Origin of the sequence: Aeromonas jandaei (assembly GCF_037890695.1) — a bacterium.
In the GTDB taxonomy this organism is placed as follows: Bacteria; Pseudomonadota; Gammaproteobacteria; order Enterobacterales; family Aeromonadaceae; genus Aeromonas; species Aeromonas jandaei.
Genome location: NZ_CP149571.1, coordinates 3,682,766 through 3,707,101, shown reverse-complemented (window position 1 = coordinate 3,707,101; position 24,336 = coordinate 3,682,766). Strand labels below are relative to the sequence as shown.

Genomic DNA, 24,336 nt, shown 5'->3' with positions numbered 1-24,336 from the left:
TTTGCCGCTAAAGGTTGCCTGTCCGCGGCCGATACTCCATATGAGATCGTGTGGAGGACAAGCCGTTGGACGCTTGGAAGTTGGGGTTGATCAGCATATCGGTGAGTATGCAGGTACAGGCTGGGGTGACCGAATTCGGTGCCGGTCTGGATCAATCCGTCTGGCGTTTGACCTCCGATACCCAGATTGAGTGCCGCCTCGAACACCCGATCCCGAACTGGGGAACGGGGGCCTTTGTCAGCCGCGCCGGGCGCAAGATCAATCTCGATTTCGAGCTCAAGGGGAAACGGCCACAGGCCAGAACCGAGACGGTGAGCCTTGGCATCATGCCGCCGGTCTGGCGTCCCGGCATTGCTGGACGGGAAGTGAGCCAGCTCCACTTCTATCAGCAGTTTGATGGACTGGTTGAGGGACAGACCGCCTGGACCATGCTCGACGAGCTGGAGGGGGGCAACATGCCCACTTTCCAGTACCGGGACTGGTATCGCCAGAACCGGCCGGTGCGGGTGTCCCTCTCGTCGGTCAACTTCCGGGTTAAATATCAGGCGTTCCTTGACTGTCAGAGCGGGCTGCTGCCCTACAGCTTCAACGATATCGCCTTTAGCGTGCTCACCTACGACAAGAACAGCGATCAGCTCTCCATCTCATCCAAACGACGGCTGGCGATGATCGGCGAATATATCAAGGCGGACAAGAGCATCGATGTGGTGGTGATCGACGCCTACAGCGACAGCTATGGCGGGCGCTGGGCACAACCAGAAACTCTCGGAAAAGCGGGCCGATGCCATCAAGAAGGTGTTTGTCGATCTGGGGCTCGATCCCGGCAAGGTCTCGGTGGAGGGGCATGGCGAGAAGCAGCACGTTGCCTCCAACGAAACCGAGCAGGGGCGTGCCAAGAACCGGCGGGTGGTCATCAGCATGGGGCGTAATGGCGAGATTTAGCCCGGCAGCCCAATCAGACAAGCATAAAGACAAGCATAAAAAAGAGCGCCAGCGCGCTCTTTTTTGATCCTGCCATCGGGCGTTTTTACCCGGGCCGCTTAGAAGCTGTCGCCAAGGCCGGTGCCGGCATCTTTCTTGGCAATCAGTTCAATCTTGTAACCGTCCGGATCTTCGACGAAGGCGATGACGGTGGTGCCGCCTTTGACCGGGCCCGGCTCGCGGGTGATCTTGGCTCCGGCGGCGCGCAGCGCTTCGCAGGTGGCATAGATGTCGTCCGCTTCCAGCGCGATGTGGCCGTAGGCGGAGCCCAGTTCGTACTCGCTCACCCCCCAGTTGTAGGTCAGCTCGATCACCGCTTCATCCTTCTCGTCACCGTAGCCGACGAAGGCCAGGGTGTACTTGTACTCGCTGTTCTCGCTCTTGCGCAGCAGCTTCATGCCAAGGACGCGGGTGTAGAAGTCGATGGAGCGTTGCAGATCGCCGACACGCAGCATGGTATGCAGAATTCTCATTGCTCAGTTCTCCGGGTTGGTGATGTGTACTGCTTTCAATCTCGGTTGCGAGGCTATCAGTTATCGGGATAGATCTTCTCTTTGTACTCGCACAAGTCCTCGATGATACAGGAACCACAGCGGGGCTTGCGAGCCAGACAGGTGTAACGCCCGTGCAGGATGAGCCAGTGGTGGACATCCAGCTTGAACTCGGCGGGTACCACTTTAAGCAGCTTCTCCTCCACCTGATCCACATTCTTGCCCACTGCAAAGCCGGTGCGGTTCGATACCCGGAAGATATGGGTATCGACGGCGATGGTGGGCCAGCCAAAGGCGGTGTTGAGCACCACGTTGGCGGTCTTGCGGCCGACACCCGGCAGGGCTTCCAGTGCTTCGCGATTCTCCGGCACCTCGCCGCCATGGCGCTCCAGCAGGATGGCGCAGGTCTTGATGACGTTCTCGGCCTTGGTGTTGAAGAGGCCAATGGTCTTGATGTAGCTCTTGAGCCCCTCGACCCCGAGATCCAGCATCGCCTGCGGGGTGTTGGCCACCGGATAGAGCTTGTCGGTCGCCTTGTTGACGCTGACATCGGTTGCCTGCGCCGAGAGCAGCACGGCGATCAAGAGCTCGAACGGCGAGTTGAAGTTGAGCTCGGTGGTGGGGTGGGGATTGTGCTCCCGCAGTCGCTCCAGTATCTCTCTGCGTTTCTGGTTGTTCATGCAGCCTCGCGTGGTGTCATAGCTGGGTCGCCCGGGCACGGACGGGGGGCACATTGCAGTGAGCCACTGTGGTCGCCTGCTTGCGGTCACGCCACTCGTTGATGGCGTTCTTGGCGGCGATCAGCAGCCCCAGCCCGATAAAGCCGCCCGGCGGCAGAATGGCCAGCAGCAGGCTGGCATCAGCGTGGAACAGCTCTATACGCAGGGACTTGGCCCACTCGCCCAGCAGCAGATCGGCGCCATCAAACAGGGTGCCCATGCCGATGATTTCGCGCATGGTGCCAAGCACCAGCAGCACCAGAGTAAAGCCCAGCCCCATCATCAGACCGTCGAGGGCCGCCAGCAGCGGCGGGTTCTTGGAGGCATACGCCTCGGCGCGGCCGATGATGATGCAGTTGGTAACGATGAGGGCGATAAAGATGCCGAGCGCCTGATAGAGGCCATAGGTGTAGGCGTTCATCAGCAACTGCACGCTGGTCACCAGCGAGGCGATGATCATCACGTAGACCGGGATGCGGATATCCTTCGGCACCCAGTTGCGCACCAGCGAGATGGCGAGGTTGGAGCAGACCAGCACCGCCATGGTGGCAAGGCCGAGCCCCAGCGCATTGGTAAAGGTGGAGGAGACGGCGAGGGTAGGGCACAGACCCAGCACCTGTACCAGCGAGGGGTTGTTCTTCCACAGCCCCTGTACCATCAGCTCCTTGAGCTCGCTCTTGCGGCTTTCCAGCTCGGCGATCGGGGCGCTGCCCGTTTCAATCTGTTCCATCTGTGTCATGACGGGGTCGACTCCGGTTTATTGTGCGGCCGGACAAGCCGGGGCGTTGCTGAGCAGTTCCGGGTGCTCGTGCTGCAGTTTCAGCAGGTTTTTCACCGCCTTGACCACGGCACGGGGAGTGATGGTGGCACCGGTAAAGGCATCGAACTCGCCGCCATCCTTCTTCACTGCCCACTCGGATTCATTGTCGGCGGTCAGGGATTTTCCGGTAAAGCTGTTGATCCAGTTCGATTTTTTCAGCTCGATCTTGTCTCCAAGGCCGGGCGTCTCTTTGTGAGCGAGCACTCGCACCGCGCTGACGGTGCCCTTGGCATCAAAGCCCGCCACGATGCGGATGGCTCCGCTGTAGCCGTCCGGCGCGATCGCCTCCAGCGCATAGCCGGTCACCACGCCATTCTTGCTGGCGGTATAGAGGGCTTGCGGCTGATCGCTGCCCAGATACTTCCTGCTGGTCACCAGCTTGCAGCTGGTCACCAGATCGTTGTCATAGCTGCCGGCAGGCAGCAGTGCCTCCAGCGTCTGCAACTTCTCCAGCTGCTGCTGGTGGGCGATCTTGTCCTTGGTCAACTCGTTGGTCAGCACCACCAGTGCGGTGCAGCCCAGCGCGAACATGGCCAGGATCAGGCCGTTCTTGCGCATGCTCTTTAACATGTCCGGGCTCCGTCAGCTGTGATGGGGAAAGAGGGCAGAAACATCATTGGCGACGGGCTCCATACACTTTCGGGCGAGTCAGGCTGTCGATAAAGGGTACGCAAAGGTTGGCCAGCAGCACGGCGAAGGCAAAGGCATCCGGATAGCCGCCAAAGCGGCGAATGATGTAGACCAGCACCCCGATCAGCACGCCATAGACCAGCCGACCGCGCGGCGTGGTGCAGGCGCTGACCGGATCGGTGGCGATAAAGAAGGCCCCCAGCATGGTGGCGCCGCTAAAGAGATGGAACATCGGCGTGGCGGTGGCATCCGGGCTCATCAGGTAGCCGAGGGTCGCCGCTGCCAGCAGGGAGCCCAGAATGGCGGTCGGAATGCGCCAGTTGATCACCTTCTGCTGCAGCAGGAAGAGGCCGCCCAGCAGATAGCCGAGGTTGACCCAGCTCCAGCCGATGCCACCCCAACCCTCGAACAGCGGGCCGCTCAGGATCTCGCCGGTGGTGAGCCCCTGAGTCAGGCCGGTTTTCAGGGTATCGAGCGGGGTTGCCATGGTCAGCCCATCCACCCCCTGCTTGAGCTGGGCCATGCTGTAGCCGTCGAGGCTAAAGCCGGTGAAGATGACCGACGCGGCATCGCCAAAGCCGAGGCTGTAGGCGCGCACGCTCTCCGGCGGCAGCCAGCTGGTCATCTGCACCGGGAAGGAGACCAGCAGCAGCACGTAGGCCACCATGGCCGGGTTGAACAGGTTCTGGCCCAGCCCGCCGTAGAGCTGCTTGGCGATGATGATGGCGAAGGCAGTGCCCACTACCATCATCCACCACGGCAGCAGCGGCGGCAGGGAGAGACCGATCAGCACGGCGGTGAGGGCGGCGCTGCCATCCATCAGGGCCGGTTTGACGGGGCGGCCCCGCAGCTTGAGCACCAGCGCCTCACTCACCAGCGCGGTTACCAGCGCAATCAGGATCTGGATAAAGGAGCCCCAGCCGAAGAACCAGGTCTGGGCCAGCAAGCCCGGCACACAGGCCAGGATCACCAGCAGCATCAGGGTTCGGGTCTGTTTGCGGTTATGGGCAAACGGCGCAGTCGCGATATTGAACATGGATTAGTGCATTACCTCGTTGTTTAACGATGGGCCAGCGAGCATCAGCGCGGCTCGGCGTCGGATGATGATCCCTCATCCGGGGTGGCCCCACTGGCCCTGGCCGCTTCAGCAGCCAGTTTTTTCGCCTTGGCGCGGGCGACGGCAGCGGCGATGGCTGCCTTCTTCGGGTCAACGCTCGCCTCGGCAACGGCCGGCTCGACCACGGCCTCGCTCACCGGCTCGGCGAGTGCTTGCTCACCGCGAGCCCCTTCTGCTGCCTGCATTGGCTCACCTTGTTCAGTTGCCTGCTGGGCTGCCTTTTTGGCCTTGGCGCGGGCAATGGCTGCGGCGATAGCGGCTTTCTTGGGATCAACCACTTCGCTGGCCGCAGATGGCTCATCGCTTTGGGTGGCTGCCGTTTCGCTGGTGCCTGCGGTTGCAGTCAGAGAGCCCTCAGCGCTGTCACCCTGCTGGGCGGCCTTCTTGGCCTTGGCCCGCGCAATGGCTGCGGCGATGGCAGCTTTCTTGGGATCAACTGCTTCGCTGGCAGCAGATGGCGCATCGCCTTGCGTGTCTGCGTCGGCTGCCGCGCTGTGATCGGCGCTTACCGACTCACCACTGGCTTCGGCCTTTTTGGCCTTGGCACGAGCCAGAGCCGCGGCGATGGCCGCTTTTTTGGGATCGCTGGCGGGGTCAACCGCTTCGGCGGATTGCGGCGCAGCGGCTGTTTCGCTGTTTGCGCTCTCCGCCAGCTTGGCTGCGCGGCGCGCTTCCGCTTCCCGTTTACGGGCTTCGCGGGCAGCGATCACCGCGCTATTGTCGGGCACGCCCTCTCCGGTGGCTGCAATAGCGGTGATGGGCGCATCCTGCTTGGCCTTGATGCGGGCCAGCGCCGCTGCCACCGGATCTTCTCCGCCAGCGGCAGTCATCGCCTGCCGGCGCTGGGCGGCGGCTTCGGCGTGGCGCGCTTCGCGGGCCGCTTTCTCCCGCTCGAAACGGGCCTGCTTGGCTTCGAAACGCTGCTTGGCGCGCTCGGCTTTCTCGGCCTCGGCGCGGGCTTCGCGAATGTCATCCTTGGCGATCTTGTAGTACTGCACCAGCGGGATCTCGCTCGGGCAGACCCAGGCGCAGGCACCGCACTCGATGCAGTCCATCAGGTTGAGCTTCTCGGCCTTGTCGTACTCTTTGGCCTTGCTGTACCAGTAGAGCTCTTGCGGCAGCAGGCTGGCCGGGCAGGCATCGGCACAGGCGCTGCAACGGATGCAGGCCTGCTCCGGGCCGGGGGCGGGCAGTTCGGCTTGCGTCGGCGCCAGCAGGCAGTTGGTCGCCTTGACCACCGGCACCATGGCGTGGGGCAGGGTAAAGCCCATCATGGGGCCCCCCATGATCACCCGCTGATCCGCTTCCGGTTGCAGCTCGAAACGCTGCAGCAGCCAGCGAACCGGCGTACCGAGGCGCACCCAGGCGTTGCCGGGCTTCTTGAAGCTGTCGCCGGTGAGGGTAACGATCCGCTCGATCAGCGGCTCGCCGTCGATAATGGCGCGCTTGATGGCAAACACTGTGGCGACGTTGAGCACCATGATGCCGATATCGACCGCACGGCCGCCCTTGGGCACCTGACGGCCGGTCAGCAGCTCGATGGTTTGCTTGGCACCGCCCGAGGGGTACTTGGTCGGCACCGTCTTGACCAGCACATCTTCGTCTGTGGCGTGACGGGTCAGCTCGGTGATCGCCTCGGGCTTGTTGTCTTCCACCCCGATCAGGGTGAGTTTCGGTTTGAGCAGGTGCTTGAGCACCCGGATGCCATCCATGATCTCGTCGGCATACTGCTGCATCAGCCGATCGTCGGTAGTGATATAGGGTTCGCACTCCAGCCCGTTGACGATCAGGATCTCGGTGAGCTGGCCGCGGCCATCGAGCTTGCTGTGGGTGGGGAAGACGGCGCCGCCAAGACCGGCAATGCCCGCCTGCTGGATGCGCTCGAGCAGTTCGCCCCGCTCCAGATTCCAGTAATCGGGTTTGCCATCGAGCTCGCCCCACTCATCCTCGCCATCGGGGGTGAGGATGACGCAGAGATCGTCAAGCCCCGAAGGGTGAGCGACCGTGTGGTTGGCAATCTCGGTGATGGTGCCCGAGGTGGAGGCGTGCACCGGCACCACCCGCCCTCTGGCATAACGGGTCAGCGGCTGACCCTTCTTGACCTTGTCACCCACCTGCACCAGCAGGTCGCCAGCGGCGCCTGCGTGCTGGCGCACCGGAATGATCAGGCGCGGCGGCAGACCGGCCTGCTCGACCGGGCTCTGGCTCGATTGCAGTTTGTTGTCGGCGGGGTGAATACCACCGTGAAAGTCCCAGAGCGTGCCGGCTTTGATACGTTCGAGTAAGGAATGCATGGTTGCTCCGCTGTTTATTCCACTATCTTGACCGGAATCTTGCCCGGAACATGCACGTTATTGAGATCCCACTTCCAGTTATCGACCGTGGTGGGCACCGGGATCATCTCGATGCAGTCGGTCGGGCAGGGATCGACACAGAGATCGCAACCGGTGCACTCGCTGGCAATCACGGTATGCATCGCCTTGGTGGCGCCGACGATGGCGTCCACCGGGCAGGCCTGAATGCACTTGGTGCAGCCGATGCACTGATCTTCATGGATAAAGGCGACCTTTTTGACCGGCACCGCGGCCTCGTCACTGCCGCCCAGCGGCTGGGGTTCGACCCCCATCAGGTCGGCAATCTTGCGCATGGTGGCCTCGCCACCGGGTACGCACTTGTTGATCTGATCGCCGTTGGCAACCGCCTCGGCGTAGGGTTTGCAGCCGGGATAGCCGCACTGGCCACACTGGGTCTGGGGCAGCAGGGCATCGAGCTGATCGACGATGGGGTCTGCTTCCACATGAAACTTGACGGCGGCAAAGCCCAGGATAATCCCGAACGCCAGCGCCAGCAGGGTGAGCACCAGAATGGCAAAGAGAATATGGATCATGGTTATATCTTGATGAGGCCGGTAAAGCCCATAAAGGCCAGAGACATCAGACCGGCGGTGATCATGGCAATGGAGACCCCGCGAAACGGCGCGGGCACATCGGCGGCGACCAGACGCTCGCGCATGGCGGCAAACAGGATCAGCACCAGCGAGAAGCCGGTGGCGGCGCCAAAGCCGTAGATCACGCTCTGCACGAAGTCATGACGCTCGTTGATGCTCAGCAGCGCCACCCCGAGCACCGCGCAGTTGGTGGTGATGAGGGGCAGGAAGATCCCCAGCAGGCGATAGAGGGTCGGGCTGCTCTTGCGCACCACCATCTCGGTAAACTGCACCACCACGGCGATCACCAGAATAAAGGCGAGGGTGCGCAGATAGGCGATCTCCAGCGGCACCAGAATGTAGTGCTCCACCAGATAGGAGCAGGCACTGGCCAGGGTCATCACGAAGGTAGTGGCGAGCCCCATGCCGATAGCGGTTTCCAGCTTGCCCGAGACCCCCATAAAGGGGCAGAGGCCGAGGAATTTCACCAGCACGAAGTTGTTAACCAGCACTGTGCCGATCAATAAAAGCAGGTATTCAGTCATCGAAGGTCGGGTATCCGGTTTGAAGGCCGCAACATTATCTGATGTTAGGGCACGTTAAACAACCGCAAGGCCGCATGGTTATTATGCAACTGGATAATTTCCCGGCCGTTTTGACCAAGTTAGCAACGGAGTTTTCGTCAAAGCACGAAGATAGAGGCTTATCTACCTAAAAGCGGGTAGCTATTCTCGAATAAGGCGAGAGAGCCGCAGATAGAGCCTCTCCTGCATGGCGGTTCTATGGCAGCCGTGATGGATCTCACGATGACAATTTGGGCATAGAGCGACCGTATTGTTAATCGTGTCTGAGCCACCTTCAGCCAATCCTTTCAGATGATGTACTTCTAAATAAACCTCACCGGAGTCAGTCACAAACGGTGCTGGATAGTTACACGCTTCACACCGCTGCGCTGCGTTTTTTAGCACCCACTCTCGTACTTGTTGATCTCGCCCATAGCTATTAGCCGCAGTTGAGCGAGCTTGTGGTTCTAATACTCCTTGGGGAACGCTGGAGGTATCCGAGGAGAGATAAGCGGCCGCAGTGCTCTCCTGTTGGCGAATAAGCCGCTTGATATGAGCAAAGGTGTGAGCACCGACATGGGTCGCCGGTTTTAACCCTGAGACCCAGCTTCGTCCCATCTCGTGGTAGACGTGAGATATATTTTGCATCCGAAACTCAAAGGATTTTTCAGTTCGCCCGAATTGGCTGGCCAACGCTTGGTAATAGCGTTTTTTCACGAAGGGTTCGCCACGCTGCTCTTTGGTATACATCTCCTGATAAGCCGCCACGGCAGCGCGCAATTCCTCTTCTGTCCAGTGATCGCTCAATGTTTGCTCCTACTCATGGGGAAAATGCACGACGCTGTGGCCAAGAGGGTATAGGGGGATAGGGTGCCATCCGAGCGCGCTCATATCGCTGAGGATGTTAATTCAAACGACACCATTTTTCTTTGGGTATTTTGCGATAACGTGCGCATCATCCATAAATTTTCACAAATAAATCAGTAGTCTACTCTGCTTTAGTTCGGGCAAACAGTCATCAGGATGATGGCTGATTAACGTCACAGGGAGGTGGTGATGGATCCGGTTTCCTATCTTTTTTCGGCTTATCTCAATCTGGTTCAGCAGCAGGTTGCAGATATCTATGGCACTGAGCTTAAAACGGTGGCGGTGCAGTATGAGGGGGAATCAGTACCCTTTTCGTTTCAGCTCTGGCAGATCCAGCAGCCGAGCGTTTGTCGCCCCTATGAGCAGGATGTTCGTCGTTTTAGCCAGTGCACGGTCAAGGCCTCAGCTCTGTTTCACAAGCTGTGTGATGACCTGACCCGGCAGGATGACAGCAGTTGGCAGCTGCCCAAATATCGCGGCATGTATTGTTCGGCCGCCGTCAGCTACAGGCCGATGATTGCCGAGATTGGGAATGCCAAACAGAGTCCGGCCAAGCTGGCAGAGCGGGCCTGCAATCAGGCGATTCTGGCAGCGATGGATAGCGAAGATGAAACCCTGCTGGCCCAGCGGGACAAGGCATGTGCCGCAGTGCGCTGATGGAGATTTATCGCGCCCGCCAAGTCGTCGGAGCATCTTTGCGCGCCATACCACAGTCGCGGGTGGTTTGGCCCGGTATGATGGAGGGGCTAGCGGGGCGTTCCTGTATCTGTGATGTCTATGGCAAACGAGCGGGGATGCAGCTGGCAAGGCGGACAGCCGGGTTGGCTGGCTGCATGTTTATCACCACCGGCAGCCTTGCCGGCATCAGCACCAGGAGGGAATCATGATCAGCCATATCGACCATCTGGTATTGACGGTAAGTGATATCGAGCGCGCCGTGGCGTTTTACAGCTCGGTGCTCAATATGGAGGCCATCACCTTCGGTGCAGGGCGCCGGGCGGTGGGGTTTGGCAACCAGAAGATCAATCTGCAACTGCTGGGACAGGAGCCGCGCAACCGGGCGCAGGTGGGATCGGGGGATGTCTGCCTTATCACCCGCTGGCCGCTGGAACAGGTGATGACTCAGCTTGCCTGCCACGGGGTGGAGATTGTCGAGGGGCCGGTGACCAAAAGCGGGGCTTGCGGGCCCATCGAGTCCATCTACTTCCTCGACCCGGATCAGAACCTGATCGAGATAAGTCGCTACCCCTGAGTCCGCCGCGACAGAGGGAGTTGGGTTGGCGTATCAACCGCTGGCCCCGGCCGCTGGTCGGGGGCAACCATTCCCTCGTTTGCCTCTCTTGGCGCGCCCTGTCTCGTCACTGCTGACTCTTTTATTGGCCATGAAATCGGGCAAACCCCGTTTGCCCCATCGCCCCTGATGCGGGGCTTGGCGCTGTGAGCTGGCCCGCAATTGTGTCGCCGGTGCGCCGGAGTTGGCGATAATCCGGCGTGCTGTGGCGGGCGATGTGGTAATGTGTCGCACTTTTTTGCCGGATGGGCCGGCATTGGCCTCGTTGAAATTGGAGCCGTATGCAAAAAATCGACGTAGTGGAGAGGGTGATGCCGCAGATCATGTGTCCGGCATGGCCGACGCACGCAACCGTACAACAGGATGGGGTTCAGCCCCTCTGGGAGGTGACTCATGCTGGCTAACGAATCCATGCGCCTGAACAAATACATCAGCGAGAGCGGCATCTGCTCGCGCCGCGAGGCCGACCGCTTTATCGAGCAGGGCCACGTCTTTATCAACGGCAAGCGGGCCGGGATTGGCGATCAGGTGCAGGTTGGCGATCTGGTCAAGGTGAACGGTCAGGTGATCGAGCCGCGCGAGGCGGACAGTCTGGTGCTGATCGCCCTCAACAAGCCGGTGGGTATCGTCAGTACCACGGAGGCGGGCGAGAAGGACAACATCGTCGATTTCGTCAACCACAGCACCCGGGTCTTCCCCATCGGGCGTCTCGACAAGGATTCGCAGGGGCTGATTTTTCTCACCAACCACGGCGATCTGGTCAACAAGATCCTGCGGGCGGGCAACGATCACGAGAAAGAGTATCTGGTGACCGTCGACAAGCCGGTGACCGACGAGTTTGTGCGCGGCATGGCGGCCGGGGTGCCGATCCTCGGTACTGTGACCAAGAAGTGCAAGGTGAAGAAAGAGGCGCCGTTCGTCTTTCGCATCACCCTGGTGCAGGGGCTGAACCGCCAGATCCGCCGCATGTGCGAGCACTTCGGTTTTGAAGTGACCAAGCTCGAGCGCATCCGCATCATGAACGTCAGCCTCAAGGGGCTGCCGGTGGGCGAGTGGCGCGATCTCACCGACGATGAGCTGATCGATCTGTTCAAGCTGATTGAGGACTCCTCCTCCGAGGTGAAACCGGCCAAAGGCGACAAACCCAAGGCGGCCAAGGCTCCTGCGGCGCAAAGCGCCAAGCCGGGGCAGGGCAAGAAGCCGCGCCGCGATGATGATCACGAGATTGGCGGGCGTCCCAATGTGCCGGGCCCGGAAGCCTTCGAGAAGAAGCTGCCGGTGGGCAAGGGTGGCGCGGGCAAAGGTGCTGCCAACAAGGGCGGCGCTGGCAAGGGAAGTGCAGGCAAAGGGGCCCCCAAGGGTGGCAAACCGGCCGCAGGCAAGCCGCGCACCGCTAACACCGGACGGCAAAAGAAGGGACGCTGAGTTGCCCCTCTGAGTGGCGTCAGCCTCGTCTTGTTATCCCCAACACTGCTATCCCCAACACACCGGCCTCAGGCCGGTGTGTTGCTTTGGGTCGCAGCGCTGGCCGGGAGGGGCGCTGAAAGGGTTGGCTCGCTGGCGGTCGGTAACCCCATGACGCGAGGGTAGTGGCGCGGGTCGAGGCGCAGCACCAGCAGGCTCATCAGCAGCAATCCCCCCAGCTGCCACTGCCAGGCGGCGGCGAAGTCACCGAACAGGTGATAGAGGCGGGCGGCGACCCAGGGGCCGGTGGCGGCCAGCATAAAGCCGAAGCCCTGCATCAGGGCGCTCAGGGTGCCGGCACGGCGTGGGTCGGGCAGGTGATCGAGCGCAATCACCATGATGAGGGAAAAGCTGCCGCCCAGACCGGCACCGCACAGCATGCACCAGAGAATGGGGGCACTGGCTGGCGCCAGCCAGAGGCCGCCAAATCCCGCCAGCTGCATGGCGATGGCAAGCCCCATCCACGGCCGCCGATCCAGACTGCGCGCCGCCAGCAGCGGCAAGCCGAGGCCGCTGGCGGTCTGCGCCAGTGCCAGCCAGGCGACCAGCTCGCCGGCCTGCGCGGCGTTCCACCCATTCGCCATATAGGCGGGGGCCAGCCAGGCCACTGCGATGCCGTAACCGCTGTTGATGATGCCAAAGCAGACGATCAGCAACCAGCTGCGGGGCAGGGTGATCAGCCGCTGCTCGTCGTGGGGAATGGCGACCGCTGCGGCCCGTGGCAGACGCACTTTCCACCCTAGCCAGATGAGGGCCAGCAGCAGCGGCAGGCTCCAGAGCGCCAGTGCCTGCGACCAGTCGAGGCTCGCTGCCAGCCGTGGCGTCAGGCTGGCACCCAGCGCCCCGCCTCCCATCATGCAGGCAGAGAAGATCCCCATCACTTGCGGCACCTTGCGGGCAAAGTGCTGCTTGATAAGGGCGGGCAGCACCCCCTGCACCAGCGCCGAACCCAGGCCGCAGAGCGCGGCGGTGGTGATCAGCAGGGCGCCGCTCTGGACATAAAAACGCAGGGCACTGCCCGCCGCGAGCAGCAGCAGGGCCAGCCCCAGCAGGGTGGTGGCGCTGGCAAGGCTGCGCAGGCGCGGGGTGAGCAGCACGCCGACCCCGATCAGCCACAGCGGCAACAGGGTGAGCCAGGCCAGGGTATCCATCCCGAGCGAGAGGGCGCGGCCAATCTCGCCGCTCAGCGGGCCGATGGCGGTAAGAAAGGGGCGCAGGTTAAGGCCAGTCAGGATCACCAGCACCAGCAGGGCAAACTGCTGGCTGCGAGCCTCTGCCGGGCGTTCGCTTGTCCCCTTACTCATGATCAGGCGCTGCTTGTGTGGCTTGTTGTAACTGGGAACCGTAGAGATCCGCCGCCGTCATGGTCACGGCCAGTTTGACCAGTGGCAGAGGAGGCGGTGCCAGCGGCAGCCCCAGCTTTTGATAGGCGGCGGTGCTGTCAAAGCCGAACGGCGCTGCATCGGCGTTATCAAAGGCGTAATAGACGGCGGCGATGCCGTTCATCACCAGCGCGCCGAGGCACATGGGGCAGGGGTGACCACTGGCATAGACGATGCTGCCCGCGAGCGGCCCGCTCTGGCTTGCCTTGCGCAGCGCCTCCAGCTCGGCGTGACGGGTCGGATCCCCATCCAGATGGATGCCGTTGACCGCGCTCGTCACCAGCTGGCCATCGCGCACCAGCAGGGCGGCGAAGGGGCGGCCACCCTGCCGGTGATTGGCTCTGGCCAATTGCACCGCCTGCTCCAGCCAGCGCTGATGAGTCGGGAGAGTGGTTGATGAGGGGGTCGGGCGGGCGTTGGCAGAGGCAACAAGGGGCGCAGACATGATGAAAAACCCTGATTTGACAGAACAAATGCCAGCCTAGCGGCGAAACAAGCCATTTGGAAATTAAATGATAAAATGAGTTTCAGTGGTTTTATAAATGGAGAAACCCATGCTGGATCCCCTGTTACTGCGCAGTTTTGTCGCCATTATCGACACCGGCAGCTTCACCCGGGCCGGTGAACGGGTCCATCTGACCCAATCCACCATCAGCCAGCAGATGCGCAGGCTCGAACAGCAGATCGGTTGCCCGCTGCTGGATCGCTCCGGTCGGCAGGTGGTGGCGACGGCCGAGGGGGAGCAGCTGCTGGGGCTGGCCCGCCGCATTCTGGCACTGCTGGCGCAGGCCGAGGAGCAGGTGAGCGAGGGGAGCATATCCCTCAGCCTCGGAGTGCCGGAGGATTTCGCCGCCGGTGCCATCACCCCGGTGCTGGCTGCCTTTGCCCGCGACTATCCCGAGGTGCGGTTGGAGGTGGAGAGCGGCCTGAGCCACCACATCTGGCAGCGTTTTGCGGCGGGAGAGCTGGATCTGGCGCTGGTCAAACAGGTGCGCGGACAGGGCTCGCCGCTCGCCAGCTGGCGTGAGCCGCTGGTGTGGGTCGATAGCCGCGACTGGCCGGCCAAGGGGCGTGATCCGTTGCCGCTGGTCGCCTTCCCGAGTGAAGGGCTCTATCGCCAGCAGATGACCGAGGCGCTCGATGGTCTGGGTCGGCGCTGGCGTATCGCCTATGTCAGCGCCAGCCTCGCCAGTTTGCAGGGGGCGGTGAGCGCGGGTATCGGGGTGAGCTTGCTGCCCAAGCGGCTGATGCCCGCCGATCAGCTGGCCCTGACCCAGTGGCCCAAGGTTGCATCGGTGGAGCTGGCGCTCCATGCGGCAAAGGATGGGGGCGAACCGCTCAGCCGCCTGAGTTCGGCCCTGATCGCCCTCTGCGACGAGGTGATGGGGCCGCAGTGAGTGGCTATGTGGGGAAAAACTTCTGTGGGGAAAAACTGAAGTCGGAAAGATAAGGCGGAAAAAGTGCGGGGAGGGATCAGTGATCCTTCCCCTCCGCCAGCTTGCGCTCGTAGTCATTTTTTACGATGGCCAGCGCCGCCAGCACCAGCTCGGGGGCCAGCTCATTGGTTTCCAGCAGTTCGATAAGATCCACCGCGAGTTTCACCTCGGGCGGGGCAGTTTCCAGTGACATGGGCAGGGTTCCGGTTGCGGGAAGAGGGGGGATTATACAGGGGCGCCGCCGTTGGCCGAAAGCGCCCGTTCTGTCGGGCTGTGAGGCATGAAGGTTACAGGTGCTGACGCATCTCCTTGTCGATCTCCTCGCGCAGGGCGATGAGCTTTTTGGCGTACTGCTGCAACTGCAGATCGCTCTCGCTCAGCGGCTGCCACTGGGGCACCGGGGTCGGTTTGCCCTGCTCATCCATCGCCACGAAGATGATGATGCAGTGGGTGGTCTTGTGGCGCTCGGTCTCGGTGGGGTGGCGGCTGTAGACATCCACCGCCAGATGCATGCTGGTGGTGCCGGTGTGGATCACCTGAGCGTGCACCTCCACCAGCTGGCCAATCTGGATGGGGCGCAAAAAGCGGATCCCCCCCACATAGACGGTCACTGCATAGCCGCCGCACCAGCCGGCGGCGCAGGCGTAGCCCGCCTGATCGATCCACTTCATCACCATGCCGCCATGCACCTTGCCGCCGAAATTGACGTCAGAGGGTTCGGCCAGAAATTGCAGGGTCAGTTCGCGATTGGGCACAGTCACATCCTTATTGCCTGAAGAGTTTCCCTGAGCTTTGCCCCATCGGCCTGCCCGGTCAAGGGTTCATCCCCGATTCAGGGGGGCGGGGTCACTATCTGGCTCTATTCATCCCGATTTCACTTTTTTGACCCGCAGGAGTGACACCATGAAACAGATGCTGGAACAGTTGCTGGGGGCTGGCAAAGGCTGGCTCAACGAAGGCGGTGACAAGCGCAAGGGGCAGATGCAGGGGGCGCTGGCCGGTGGTGCGCTCGGTCTGCTGCTGGGCAACAAGAAGATGCGCAAATATGGCGGCAAGGCGGCTGCCGTGGGCGGCGCTGCGGCCCTTGGCGGGCTGGCCTACAAGCTCTATCAGGATTGGCAGGCCCAGCAGGCGGCGCCCGCCCAGCCGACCCATCCTGTCAGTACCCTGGAAGGCAATGCGCTGGATGCCCGCTCGGCTCTCTTGGTGCGCGCCATGGTGGCTGCAGCTCGGGCCGATGGCCATATCGACGGCGCCGAGCGCCAGAAGATTCAGGAGTACCTGACCGAACAGGGCCAGAGCGATGCGGCCCGCTGGATTGACGCCGAGCTGGCTCGCCCCCTCGACCCCCACGCGCTGGCGCGGGAAGTGACCGACATGGAGCTGGCCACCGAGGTCTATCTCGCCTCCCTGCTCGCCATCGAGGTGGATCACTTTATGGAGCGCGGCTATCTCGACGAGCTGGCGCGCGCCCTCAAGCTCGATGACAACCTCAAGGGGAGCATCGAGCGGCAGGTGGCTCAACTTAACGCCCCCGTCTGATACCCCTCATTGCCATGGATTGCCGATAACGCCCCGTTCAAGGGGCGTTGTTGTTTCTGCGCTTTGGTGATCACCCCTCTGTTGCAAGCTGCCGGTTTATCAGGCCCGCAAGCTGGTGGAGCGCCTGCTCCAGCTGCTCGCTCCATGGATGGGAGCTGTTGAGGCGCAGGCAGTGGTTGTGTTGCCCCTGACTGGAGAAGAGGGCGCCGGGGGCGATGGAGAAGCCGCAGTCGAGCGCCATGGCGTGGAGGGCTCGGCTGTCGAGGCGGGGCGGAAACTCCAGCCAGAGAAAGTAGCCGCCATCGGGGGAGGAGATCCGCACCTCGCTTGGTAACAGTCGCTGCAGCGCGGCCCGCATCTGCTGCTGGCGCTGGGCCAGAGTGTGGCGCAGGCGGCGAAAGTGGGCATCGACCCCGCCCTGACGCAGCATCTCGGCCAGTGCCAGCTGGCTCGGCACATTGGTGGAGAGGGTGGACATCAGCTGCAGCCGCTGGATCCGCTCGGCATGGGGCCCCGCCACCACCCAGCCGACCCGAAAGCCCGGCGCCAGACACTTGGAGAAGGAGCTGCAGAGCAGGCTGTCACCACGCAGATCCCAGTGCTTGATGGGTTTGGGGCGCTCGCGGCCGAAGTAGACCTCGGCATAAACGTCATCCTCCACCAGCGGCACCTTGTGGGCGTTGAGCAGCGCCATCAGCCCCTGTTTGTGCGCATCGGGCATGGTGTGGCCCAGCGGGTGCTGCACATTGCCCATCAGCCAGCACGCCTTGATGGGCATCTGGCTGAGGGCATCTTCCAACAGCGCCAGATCGATACCCACCCCGGGGATCACCGGGATCTCCACCGCCTTGAGTTTCAGTCTCTCGATGGCCTGCAGAGCGCCATAGAAGGTGGGGGACTCTACCACCACCCAGTCACCGGGCTCGGTCAGCACCTGCAGGCTGAGGGAGAGCGCCTCCATGGCGCCGGTGGTGATGATGATCTCCTGTGGATTGACCGCCACTCCGTCGCTGGCGTAGCGCTGGGCGATGGCGCGGCGCAGCGCCTCGTTGCCGGGGGGCAGGTCGGCCACCGTGCTGAAGGGGTCGAGCCTGCGCATGCAGCTGGCCAGCGCCCGCCCGAGCTGGGGATGGGGGAACAGGGTCGGGTCGGCCACCGACATGCCAAGAGGCACCAGTGCCCGCGATTTGCTTGCCTGCAACACCTCGAACACCAGATCGTTGATATCCACCGAGCCGCTGTAGTGGGTCTGGCTCGGGGTGTGGCGCGCCACCTTTGGCGACGCGGCCTTGACGTAGTAACCGGACTGGGGACGGGCGAGGATCCGCCCCTGACTCTCCAGCAACTGATAGGCCTGCAACACCGTCATCGGGCTCAGGTTGTGGGTCTTGCAGCTCTGGCGGATGGAGGGGATGCGCTCCCCCGGTTGCCAGATACCGTCATCGATCTCGCGGCTCAGGCGTTCGGCCAGTTGTTGGTAAAGAGGCATGATCTGGATCAACTGTTATAGGTGCTATTCACTATAACTGCATCTGTTATAGGTGTCATGACCCGTGGTGTACTTGTCCTGCATGAAACGTGTAAGGCAAATACAACAAAAGAGAGTGACGCATGATCAATCCGGATGACGTGGTCAGCCTGTCGCGCCTGCAATTTGGCGCCACGGCCCTGTTCCACTTCCTGTTTGTCCCCCTCACCCTGGGGCTGTCCTGGATCCTGGTGATCGCCGAGTCGGCCTATGTGATGACCGGCAAGGTGATCTATCAGGACATCACCCGCTTCTGGGGCAAACTGTTTGGCATCAACTTCGTCATGGGGGTCACCACGGGGATCACCATGGAGTTCCAGTTCGGCACCAACTGGGCCTATTACTCCCACTACGTGGGGGACATCTTCGGTACCCCGCTGGCCATCGAGGGGCTGATGGCCTTCTTCCTCGAATCGACCCTGGTGGGGCTCTTCTTCTTCGGTTGGGACAAGCTCTCCCGCGGCAAGCACCTGCTGGTGACCATGCTGGTGGCGCTCGGCTCCAACCTCTCGGCGCTCTGGATCCTGATCGGCAATGGCTGGATGCAAAACCCGGTGGGGGCCGAGTTCAACCTGCTGACCCAGCGGATGGAGCTGGTGGATATCGCCGCCGTGCTGCTCAACCCGGTGGCGCAGGTGAAGTTCGTGCACACCGTCGCGGCGGGCTATGTGGCGGCCTCAATGTTTGTGATGGGGGTGAGCAGCTGGTATCTGCTGCGCAAGACCGAGGTGCAGTTTGCCCTGCGCTCTTTTGCCATCGCCTCCGGCTTCGGGCTGGCCGCCATCCTCTCGGTCATCGTGCTCGGGGATGAGTCGGGCTATCGCACCGGCGAGGTGCAGAAAGTGAAGCTCGCCGCCATCGAGGCGGAGTGGCACACCGAGCCTGCGCCTGCGTCATTCACCCTGTTCGGCTTTCCGGATCAGCAGGGGGAGACCACCCACGCCGCCATCAAGATCCCGTATCTGATGGGGATCATCGCCACTCGCTCCCTTGATGAGGCGGTGACCGGCATCAAGGATCTCAAGGTGCAGCACGAGGCGCGCATTCGCAGCGGTATGGTGGCGTCCGGTGCGCTCGAAGAGATCCGCGCCGGCAACGATTCTGCCGAAAACCGGGCGCTGTTTGCCAGGCACGGCAAGGATCTCGGCTATGGTCTGCTGCTCACCCCCTATGCCAGCAATATAGCCAAGGCGGGGGAGGCGGAGATCGCCAAGGCGGTGGAGGACTCCATCCCGCAGGTGGCGCCGCTCTTCTTCGGTTTCCGTCTGATGGTGGGGCTGGGCGTCGCGATGCTGGGGCTGATGGTGGTGAGCTTTGTCCAGCTCTGCCGCAACCGGCTGCAGAGCTCGCCACGCCTGCTCAAGACCCTGCTCTGGAGCATTCCGCTGCCCTGGATCGCCATTGAGGCGGGCTGGTTTGTGGCCGAGTTTGGTCGCCAGCCATGGACTATCAGCGATGTGCTGCCAGTCTCGGCCTCGGTCTCCCTGCTTACCCCGGGCCAGCTCTGGTTCAGTCTCATTGCCATCTGTTCCATCTACACCCTGTTGCTGGTGGTGGAGCTGTTCCTGCTGCGCCGGGTGATCCGCAAGGGGCCCGCCATTCTCCATACCGGCCGCTACAGCGGTGAACAACCCGAACTTGCGAGGATCGCCTGATGGATTACGCAACCCTGAAACTCATCTGGTGGGCGCTGCTGCTCTTCATGATGGTCGGCTTTATCGTGATGGATGGCTTCGATCTCGGCATCGCCATGCTGCTGCCGGTGGTCTCGCAGGATGACGACGACCGGCGGCTGGTGATCAACAGCGTGGGGCCGGTGTGGGAGGGCAATCAGGTATGGCTGATTGCCGGTGCCGGCGCCCTGTTCGCCGCCTGGCCACTGGTCTATGCCGCCGCCTTCTCGGTGCTTTACATCCCCATGGTGGTGCTGCTGCTCGGCCTCTTTCTGCGCCCGGTCGGCTTTGACTACCGCAGCAAGCTGACCGACCCGCTGTGGCGCCGCTGGTGGGATCGGGCGCTGGTGGCGGGGGGCCTGATACCGACCCTGATCCTCGGCGCCGCCATCGGTCTGGTGATGCAGGGCTTGCCGTTTCGCTTCGACACGGCGCTGCGTCTGCACTACGGCGCATTCGACTTCCACTGGGGCTGGCTGCTCTCGGTGCTGGCCACCGCCATCACCTTGCTGCTGCTGCACGGCGCCAGCTTTTTGCAAGCCAAGGTCACGGGGACGCCCGCGCAGCGCGCACGGGGCATCGCCATTCTGCTGGCCCCGCTGGTCACCTTTTTCTACCTGCTGGCCGGTTGGCATCTGGTGGATCTGCAAGGGTTTCAGCTGACCGGTCTGGCGGGTCAGCCCTTTGACGGCAACGCCGTGCTGAGCCCGCTGATGAAGGGGGTCACCCCCCATGTCGCCGGTTGGCTGCGCAACTACCACGAGCAGCCGCTGCTGTGGCTGGTGCCGCTGATTGGCGCGCTGGCGCCGCTGGCGAGCGGCGTCGCCGCCTGGCTGGAGCGCGGACGGCTGGCTCTGGTGGCAAGCGCCGTGGCCTGCATCGCCATGCTTGGCTCGGTGGCCATCTCGCTCTTCCCCTTCGTGCTCCCTTCAACCCTTGATGCCGCGAGCAGCCTGACCCTGTGGGATGGCACCTCCAGCTACAAGACCTTGGCCATCATGTTCGGCATCGTGCTGGTGCTGATGCCGGTCAACCTCGGCTACACCGGCTGGGTCTATCGGGTGGTGCGCGGCAAGCTCGACCGTGCCCGCATCAAGCGCGACGGCCATCAACTCTACTGACCATAAGGAGGACGCCATGTGGTACTTCACCTGGATACTGGGGCTCGGCTTTGCCCTGTTGCTGGGGCTGTGCAATCTGCTCTGGCTGGAAGCGCGCTGGGAAGCGGCTGACCGCGACCAGATCTGATCTGCGGGGTTGACCCGCATGCCCGGTCGGGCTGCCTGTGGCGCAGCCCGATCACCCACCCTGCCACTCCACTGACAGTCGCGGACTGTCACTCAACCGACAGGTAATCAATATGAAACAGACATTGAAAGCGGTGGCGCTGGCCATCGGCTGCGCCCTTGCCGCCGCGCCGGCGGGTGCCGCCAGCCAGGGCGTACAACTGACGCCACTGGACAAGAACTTCACCCTGCAGGTGCTCGGCAGCGGCGGCCCCATCTCCGACGATCAGCGTGCCTCCTCCAGCGAGGTGATCTGGTGGAAGGGGAAATCCCGCATCCTGATCGATGCCGGTGGTGGCGTTTACCTGCGCTTCGGTCAGGCGGGGGCCAAGCTCGAAGAGGTCGATTTTATCGGCATCACCCACTTTCACACCGACCATGTGACCGACCTGCCCGCCCTGCTCAAGGGGGCCTACTTCTTCGAGCGCAGCGATCCGCTGGATTTGGCGGGGCCCGAGGCAGGTTCGGCCTTCCCCAGCATGAGCGGCTATTTTGACGCTCTCTTCAACAAGGAGAAGGGCGCCTATGCCTACCTGAGCGGCTTCAAGGATGGTACTGATGGCCTCTTCCCCATCACCCTGATTGATGTTCCCTATCGGGGGCCAAAACCCCACACCGTCTATCAGCAGGATGGCTTGACCATCACCGCGCTCGGCATCCCCCACGGTGACGTGCCCTGTCTGGCCTACCGGATCCAGAGCGCCGAAGGGAGCATCGTCATCTCGGCAGATCAGAACGGTTCCAACCCCGCCTTCCTCGATTTTGCCAGGGGCGCCGACATTCTGGTGATGCCGCTTGCCATCCACGAGGGGGCCGACCCGGTTTCGGCTTCGCTTCATGCCAAGCCATCTGTGGTGGCCAAGATTGCCGCCGAGGTGAATCCCAAGCTGCTGGTGCTGAATCACTGGATGGGGTTGGGGCTGAGCCGCAAGAGCGAGGCGCTCGACATCGTCAAGTCACAGTTCCGCGGTCAGGTGATTGCCGCCCGCGATCTCTCCAGCTACCCCGTTTCATCCGTCAAGGAGTCCGCTCATGAGTAACTCAAGCAGCAACAAAACCAACAAACTGACCCTCTCCATCGCAATGACCAGCCTGATTGCCCTGACCCCGGGACTGGCGCTGGCAGCCACCCCGAGCGATGCGCCGGTCAAGGCAGCCCCCAGCGAACAGCACGGCGGCAAGTGTGCGGCGGGCAAGTGCGGCACCGAGAAGCGCTTTGAGAAGCAAGCCCTCGACAGTGATCCGCAGGGTCGGCTGGTACGTGCCCGCGACGGCAAGTGTGGCGTGGCGGGAGAGGGGATTGATGGCGACAGATCCAGCAACGGCAGCAAGATGACGGAGGGGGTATGCGGCCAATAAGCTCCCGCAGTCGCGGGATCGGGCTGCGGCAGGAGCATCTGGATGCGCTCTGCTCCGGCCCCATCCGCCCCGGTATCGACTTTCTCGAGCTGGCGCCGGAGAACTGGATGGCCATCGGCGGCGCCAGGCGGGCGCAGCTGCACCGGATCGCCGAGCGTTACCCGCTGGTGGCCCACGGCCTCAGCCTCTCCCTCGGTGATTGCCAGCCGCTCAATCGCACCCTGCTCAACCAGATCCGCACCTTTCTGGACGAGTTCGGCATCGGGATCTACAGCGAGCACCTGAGCTTTTCCCGTGACCAGCAGGGTTATCTCTACGAACTGCTACCTGTGCCGCGTCAGTGGGAGAACATCCCCTATCTGGCCGAGCGGATCGCGCAGGTGCAGGAGGCGCTGGCCCGCCCGCTGGTGCTGGAAAATATCTCCTACTACCACGGCTATGACCACGAGATGCCGGAGGAGGATTTTCTCGCCGAGCTGGTGGCGCGCAGCGGCTGCGAGCTGCTGCTCGATATCAACAACGTCTTCGTCAACAGCCGCAACCACGGTTACTGCCCCAAGCGGATGATCGCCGGGCTGCCGAGTCACGCGATCCGCTACTTCCATATCGCAGGTCATCTGGAAGAGGCGGACGGCACCTTGCTGGATACCCATGGCAAACCGGTATGCGAGGCGGTGGTAGCGCTGGCCCGTTATACGGTGCAGACCCACGGCCTGCGCCCCCTGTTGCTGGAGCGGGATCACCATCTGCCACCGCTGGCCGAGCTGGAGGCCGAACTGGCGCGGGTGCACGGCGCCTGTTGCGAGGCGATCGACAGTCAGGTGCGGGAGGTGCGCTATGGATAGAAGGTTATCTCTGATCAGCGCGCCCAAAACGGCGCCGCAGCGGATGCAGCAGCAGACAGCCTGGCTGGCGAGCCGGGTGCGGCTGCCGCAGGATGGCATCGCCAGCCACTATGCCCGCAGCGTGCGAGCCAATGTGGAGTCGGTGCTGGAGAGCGCCTTTCCGCTCACCCACGCTCACTGGGCGCCGGTGGACAGAGGGCAGCTGGTGGAGGGCTTTGTCATCGCGCACGGCGCCGAGGCCCCCGAGTTTCACCATATCGCCACCGAGTTTGTCCGCTATGTGCAGCATCGCCACGGAGAGGGCTCTCTCAACTGGCCCAGGCAGCGGCTGGCGCTGCTGGAGTACGAGTGGGCCTGCCTCTGTGTCGAGATTGATCAGGGGGTGGTGCCGCAAGTTATGGCGGGGGCGGAGGTGACGGCGGAGAGTTCGCTTGTGCTCAACCCTACCCTGCAACTGCTAGAGCTCCCCTTTGCCATTCGTCGCAGCGGCGTGGTGCCGACCCGGCAGGGCAACCACTTCTATGGCCTGTTTCGCAGCCCGGATCATCAGGTGGTGACCCAGCGGCTGCGCGAATGGGATGTGGTGCTGATCCAGTTGCTGCAACAGCAGCCGGGGATCACCCAAGCCGCGTTCCAGCAACAGGTGCAACAGGTTCGCAGTGACTTTGATCTGACCGGGTGGGCACGCCATTTTTACCGGCTTGGTCTGCTGACGCAGCCTGTTGGCGAGTGCCAGTCCGGCGCGCCCTTGCCCTCATCTAGTAAACACCAAGGAGAATTCCCATGAACAACACCCTGATCCAGTGGTACGAGCGGGCGGTAGCCCAGTGCAAGCGGCTCGATTTTCTGGCCCTGCTGGCCATTCGCCTCTATCTCATTCCGGTCATCTATGTGGGGGCCCACTCCAAGGTGGTGGGCTTTGCCGGCACGGTCGCCTGGTTTGGCGCCCCGGTCTCGGAAGGGGGGCTCAACTTGCCGTTCCCGACCCTGCTCGCCTTTCTGGCTGCGGGCACCGAGGTGCTGGGCTGCATCTGCATCGCCCTTGGCCTCTTTACCCGCATCATGGCCATTCCCACCATCTTCCTGATGAGCGTGGCGAGCGCCATGGTGCACTGGAAGCACGGCTGGGACGCCATCGCCACCGGCAGCATGGAGGCCACCTTGCGCCTCAACGGCTTTATCGGGTGGCTGGCTGCCAACTTCCCCGGTCGCTACAACTACATCACCGAGCTCGGGGATCCCGTGATGCTCAACAACGGGATGGAGTTCGCCGCCACCTACTTTGTGATGCTGCTGGTGTTGCTGGTTTACGGCGGGGGCCGCTATGTCAGCTTCGACTACTGGCTCAAGCGTGCGGTGAACAAGGGGGAGGTGGTCTCCCGCACGGCATAACAACACATAACAGAGCGTGAAAAG

27 protein-coding genes and 1 pseudogene are annotated in these 24,336 nt (G+C 62.5%); 14 read left to right on the top strand and 14 right to left on the bottom strand.

Annotated elements, in window-relative coordinates; translation table 11 throughout:
* Positions 1 to 65: 65 nt before the first annotated feature.
* Positions 66 to 942 (top strand): annotated as a pseudogene (locus tag WE862_RS17285) (flagellar protein MotY).
* Positions 943 to 1,040: 98 nt separating this feature from the next.
* On the opposite strand, the gene gloA reads toward WE862_RS17285, so the two are convergent.
* The 9 genes from gloA to WE862_RS17240 form a co-directional block, all read right to left on the bottom strand.
* Positions 1,041 to 1,454: a lactoylglutathione lyase gene (gene gloA, locus WE862_RS17280; protein WP_005337610.1), complete on the bottom strand. Its 414-nt coding sequence runs from the start codon at positions 1,452 to 1,454 to the stop codon at positions 1,041 to 1,043.
* 56 nt (positions 1,455 to 1,510) lie between these two features.
* Positions 1,511 to 2,152 carry an endonuclease III gene (gene nth / locus WE862_RS17275; protein WP_042031207.1) on the bottom strand — a complete coding sequence of 214 codons (642 nt, stop codon included), beginning with the start codon at positions 2,150 to 2,152 and terminating at the stop codon, positions 1,511 to 1,513.
* Positions 2,153 to 2,168: 16 nt separating this feature from the next.
* Positions 2,169 to 2,930, bottom strand: a complete 762-nt coding sequence (locus WE862_RS17270; protein WP_404801002.1) for an electron transport complex subunit E — start codon at positions 2,928 to 2,930, stop codon at positions 2,169 to 2,171.
* Positions 2,931 to 2,948: 18 nt separating this feature from the next.
* The gene (gene rsxG / locus WE862_RS17265) at positions 2,949 to 3,581 is read right to left on the bottom strand and encodes an electron transport complex subunit RsxG (RefSeq protein ID WP_033113576.1); all 633 of its coding nucleotides are present in this window, start codon (positions 3,579 to 3,581) and stop codon (positions 2,949 to 2,951) included.
* Positions 3,582 to 3,624: 43 nt separating this feature from the next.
* Positions 3,625 to 4,677: an electron transport complex subunit RsxD gene (rsxD, locus tag WE862_RS17260; RefSeq protein WP_041208552.1), complete on the bottom strand. Its 1,053-nt coding sequence runs from the start codon at positions 4,675 to 4,677 to the stop codon at positions 3,625 to 3,627.
* 44 nt (positions 4,678 to 4,721) lie between these two features.
* Positions 4,722 to 7,052, bottom strand: a complete 2,331-nt coding sequence (rsxC, locus tag WE862_RS17255) for an electron transport complex subunit RsxC (RefSeq protein WP_042031205.1) — start codon at positions 7,050 to 7,052, stop codon at positions 4,722 to 4,724.
* A 14-nt stretch (positions 7,053 to 7,066) separates the two neighbouring features.
* Positions 7,067 to 7,645, bottom strand: a complete 579-nt coding sequence (gene rsxB / locus WE862_RS17250) for an electron transport complex subunit RsxB (protein WP_042031204.1) — start codon at positions 7,643 to 7,645, stop codon at positions 7,067 to 7,069.
* A gap of 2 nt (positions 7,646 to 7,647) precedes the next feature.
* Complete coding sequence (rsxA, locus tag WE862_RS17245) at positions 7,648 to 8,229, bottom strand: electron transport complex subunit RsxA (protein WP_042031202.1); 582 nt, start codon at positions 8,227 to 8,229, stop codon at positions 7,648 to 7,650.
* Between the two features lie 180 nt (positions 8,230 to 8,409).
* Positions 8,410 to 9,054 carry an HNH endonuclease gene (locus tag WE862_RS17240; RefSeq protein ID WP_082035459.1) on the bottom strand — a complete coding sequence of 215 codons (645 nt, stop codon included), beginning with the start codon at positions 9,052 to 9,054 and terminating at the stop codon, positions 8,410 to 8,412.
* A gap of 249 nt (positions 9,055 to 9,303) precedes the next feature.
* On the opposite strand from WE862_RS17240, the gene WE862_RS17235 reads away from it, so the two are divergent.
* From WE862_RS17235 to rluF, 3 genes are all read left to right on the top strand, one after another.
* Positions 9,304 to 9,771 (top strand): hypothetical protein, encoded by a 468-nt coding sequence (locus WE862_RS17235; protein ID WP_042031201.1) that lies wholly within the window; start codon positions 9,304 to 9,306, stop codon positions 9,769 to 9,771.
* A 226-nt stretch (positions 9,772 to 9,997) separates the two neighbouring features.
* Positions 9,998 to 10,366: a VOC family protein gene (locus WE862_RS17230; protein WP_040067818.1), complete on the top strand. Its 369-nt coding sequence runs from the start codon at positions 9,998 to 10,000 to the stop codon at positions 10,364 to 10,366.
* Between the two features lie 432 nt (positions 10,367 to 10,798).
* Positions 10,799 to 11,830: a 23S rRNA pseudouridine(2604) synthase RluF gene (rluF, locus tag WE862_RS17225; RefSeq protein ID WP_042031198.1), complete on the top strand. Its 1,032-nt coding sequence runs from the start codon at positions 10,799 to 10,801 to the stop codon at positions 11,828 to 11,830.
* A 68-nt stretch (positions 11,831 to 11,898) separates the two neighbouring features.
* Here the strand turns inward: rluF and WE862_RS17220 are convergent, their stop codons facing one another.
* Positions 11,899 to 13,173 (bottom strand): cyanate transporter, encoded by a 1,275-nt coding sequence (locus tag WE862_RS17220; RefSeq protein WP_042031196.1) that lies wholly within the window; start codon positions 13,171 to 13,173, stop codon positions 11,899 to 11,901.
* A complete protein-coding gene (locus WE862_RS17215) occupies positions 13,166 to 13,696 on the bottom strand; it encodes a nucleoside deaminase (protein ID WP_042031194.1) in 531 nt (176 codons plus the stop codon). The genes WE862_RS17220 and WE862_RS17215 overlap by 8 nt, the downstream gene beginning before the upstream one ends.
* A gap of 109 nt (positions 13,697 to 13,805) precedes the next feature.
* On the opposite strand from WE862_RS17215, the gene WE862_RS17210 reads away from it, so the two are divergent.
* On the top strand, positions 13,806 to 14,648 hold the full coding sequence (locus tag WE862_RS17210; RefSeq protein ID WP_041208542.1) for a LysR family transcriptional regulator: 843 nt from the start codon (positions 13,806 to 13,808) through the stop codon (positions 14,646 to 14,648).
* 76 nt (positions 14,649 to 14,724) lie between these two features.
* Here WE862_RS17210 and rsmS read toward each other — a convergent pair whose 3' ends face one another.
* A complete protein-coding gene (gene rsmS / locus WE862_RS17205) occupies positions 14,725 to 14,880 on the bottom strand; it encodes a pleiotropic regulatory protein RsmS (RefSeq protein ID WP_005337582.1) in 156 nt (51 codons plus the stop codon).
* Positions 14,881 to 14,974: 94 nt separating this feature from the next.
* Entirely contained in the window at positions 14,975 to 15,442 is a 468-nt protein-coding gene (locus tag WE862_RS17200) for an acyl-CoA thioesterase (protein ID WP_041208541.1), read from the bottom strand.
* A 148-nt stretch (positions 15,443 to 15,590) separates the two neighbouring features.
* Between WE862_RS17200 and WE862_RS17195 the strand changes: the two genes are divergently transcribed.
* Positions 15,591 to 16,229 (top strand): tellurite resistance TerB family protein, encoded by a 639-nt coding sequence (locus WE862_RS17195; protein WP_042031193.1) that lies wholly within the window; start codon positions 15,591 to 15,593, stop codon positions 16,227 to 16,229.
* 70 nt (positions 16,230 to 16,299) lie between these two features.
* Here WE862_RS17195 and WE862_RS17190 read toward each other — a convergent pair whose 3' ends face one another.
* Positions 16,300 to 17,718 carry a PLP-dependent aminotransferase family protein gene (locus WE862_RS17190; protein ID WP_042031599.1) on the bottom strand — a complete coding sequence of 473 codons (1,419 nt, stop codon included), beginning with the start codon at positions 17,716 to 17,718 and terminating at the stop codon, positions 16,300 to 16,302.
* Between the two features lie 122 nt (positions 17,719 to 17,840).
* Here WE862_RS17190 and WE862_RS17185 point away from each other — a divergent pair, with 122 nt between their 5' ends.
* The 8 genes from WE862_RS17185 (at position 17,841) to WE862_RS17150 (ending at position 24,312) form a co-directional block, all read left to right on the top strand.
* The gene (locus WE862_RS17185; RefSeq protein WP_042031190.1) at positions 17,841 to 19,412 is read left to right on the top strand and encodes a cytochrome ubiquinol oxidase subunit I; all 1,572 of its coding nucleotides are present in this window, start codon (positions 17,841 to 17,843) and stop codon (positions 19,410 to 19,412) included.
* Positions 19,412 to 20,551, top strand: coding sequence for a cytochrome d ubiquinol oxidase subunit II (gene cydB / locus WE862_RS17180; RefSeq protein WP_042031189.1), 1,140 nt, complete (start codon positions 19,412 to 19,414; stop codon positions 20,549 to 20,551). The genes WE862_RS17185 and cydB overlap by 1 nt, the downstream gene beginning before the upstream one ends.
* A 16-nt stretch (positions 20,552 to 20,567) precedes the next feature.
* Positions 20,568 to 20,678 carry a cytochrome bd-I oxidase subunit CydX gene (gene cydX / locus WE862_RS17175; protein WP_041208534.1) on the top strand — a complete coding sequence of 37 codons (111 nt, stop codon included), beginning with the start codon at positions 20,568 to 20,570 and terminating at the stop codon, positions 20,676 to 20,678.
* 112 nt (positions 20,679 to 20,790) lie between these two features.
* Positions 20,791 to 21,756: an MBL fold metallo-hydrolase gene (locus WE862_RS17170; RefSeq protein WP_042031187.1), complete on the top strand. Its 966-nt coding sequence runs from the start codon at positions 20,791 to 20,793 to the stop codon at positions 21,754 to 21,756.
* The gene (locus tag WE862_RS17165; RefSeq protein WP_042031186.1) at positions 21,749 to 22,075 is read left to right on the top strand and encodes a hypothetical protein; all 327 of its coding nucleotides are present in this window, start codon (positions 21,749 to 21,751) and stop codon (positions 22,073 to 22,075) included. Before WE862_RS17170 ends, WE862_RS17165 begins: the two co-directional genes overlap by 8 nt.
* Complete coding sequence (locus WE862_RS17160; protein ID WP_042031185.1) at positions 22,063 to 22,920, top strand: DUF692 domain-containing protein; 858 nt, start codon at positions 22,063 to 22,065, stop codon at positions 22,918 to 22,920. Before WE862_RS17165 ends, WE862_RS17160 begins: the two co-directional genes overlap by 13 nt.
* Entirely contained in the window at positions 22,913 to 23,707 is a 795-nt protein-coding gene (locus WE862_RS17155) for a putative DNA-binding domain-containing protein (RefSeq protein WP_042031183.1), read from the top strand. The genes WE862_RS17160 and WE862_RS17155 overlap by 8 nt, the downstream gene beginning before the upstream one ends.
* A complete protein-coding gene (locus tag WE862_RS17150) occupies positions 23,704 to 24,312 on the top strand; it encodes a DoxX family protein (RefSeq protein ID WP_042031182.1) in 609 nt (202 codons plus the stop codon). The genes WE862_RS17155 and WE862_RS17150 overlap by 4 nt, the downstream gene beginning before the upstream one ends.
* Positions 24,313 to 24,336 lie beyond the last annotated feature (24 nt).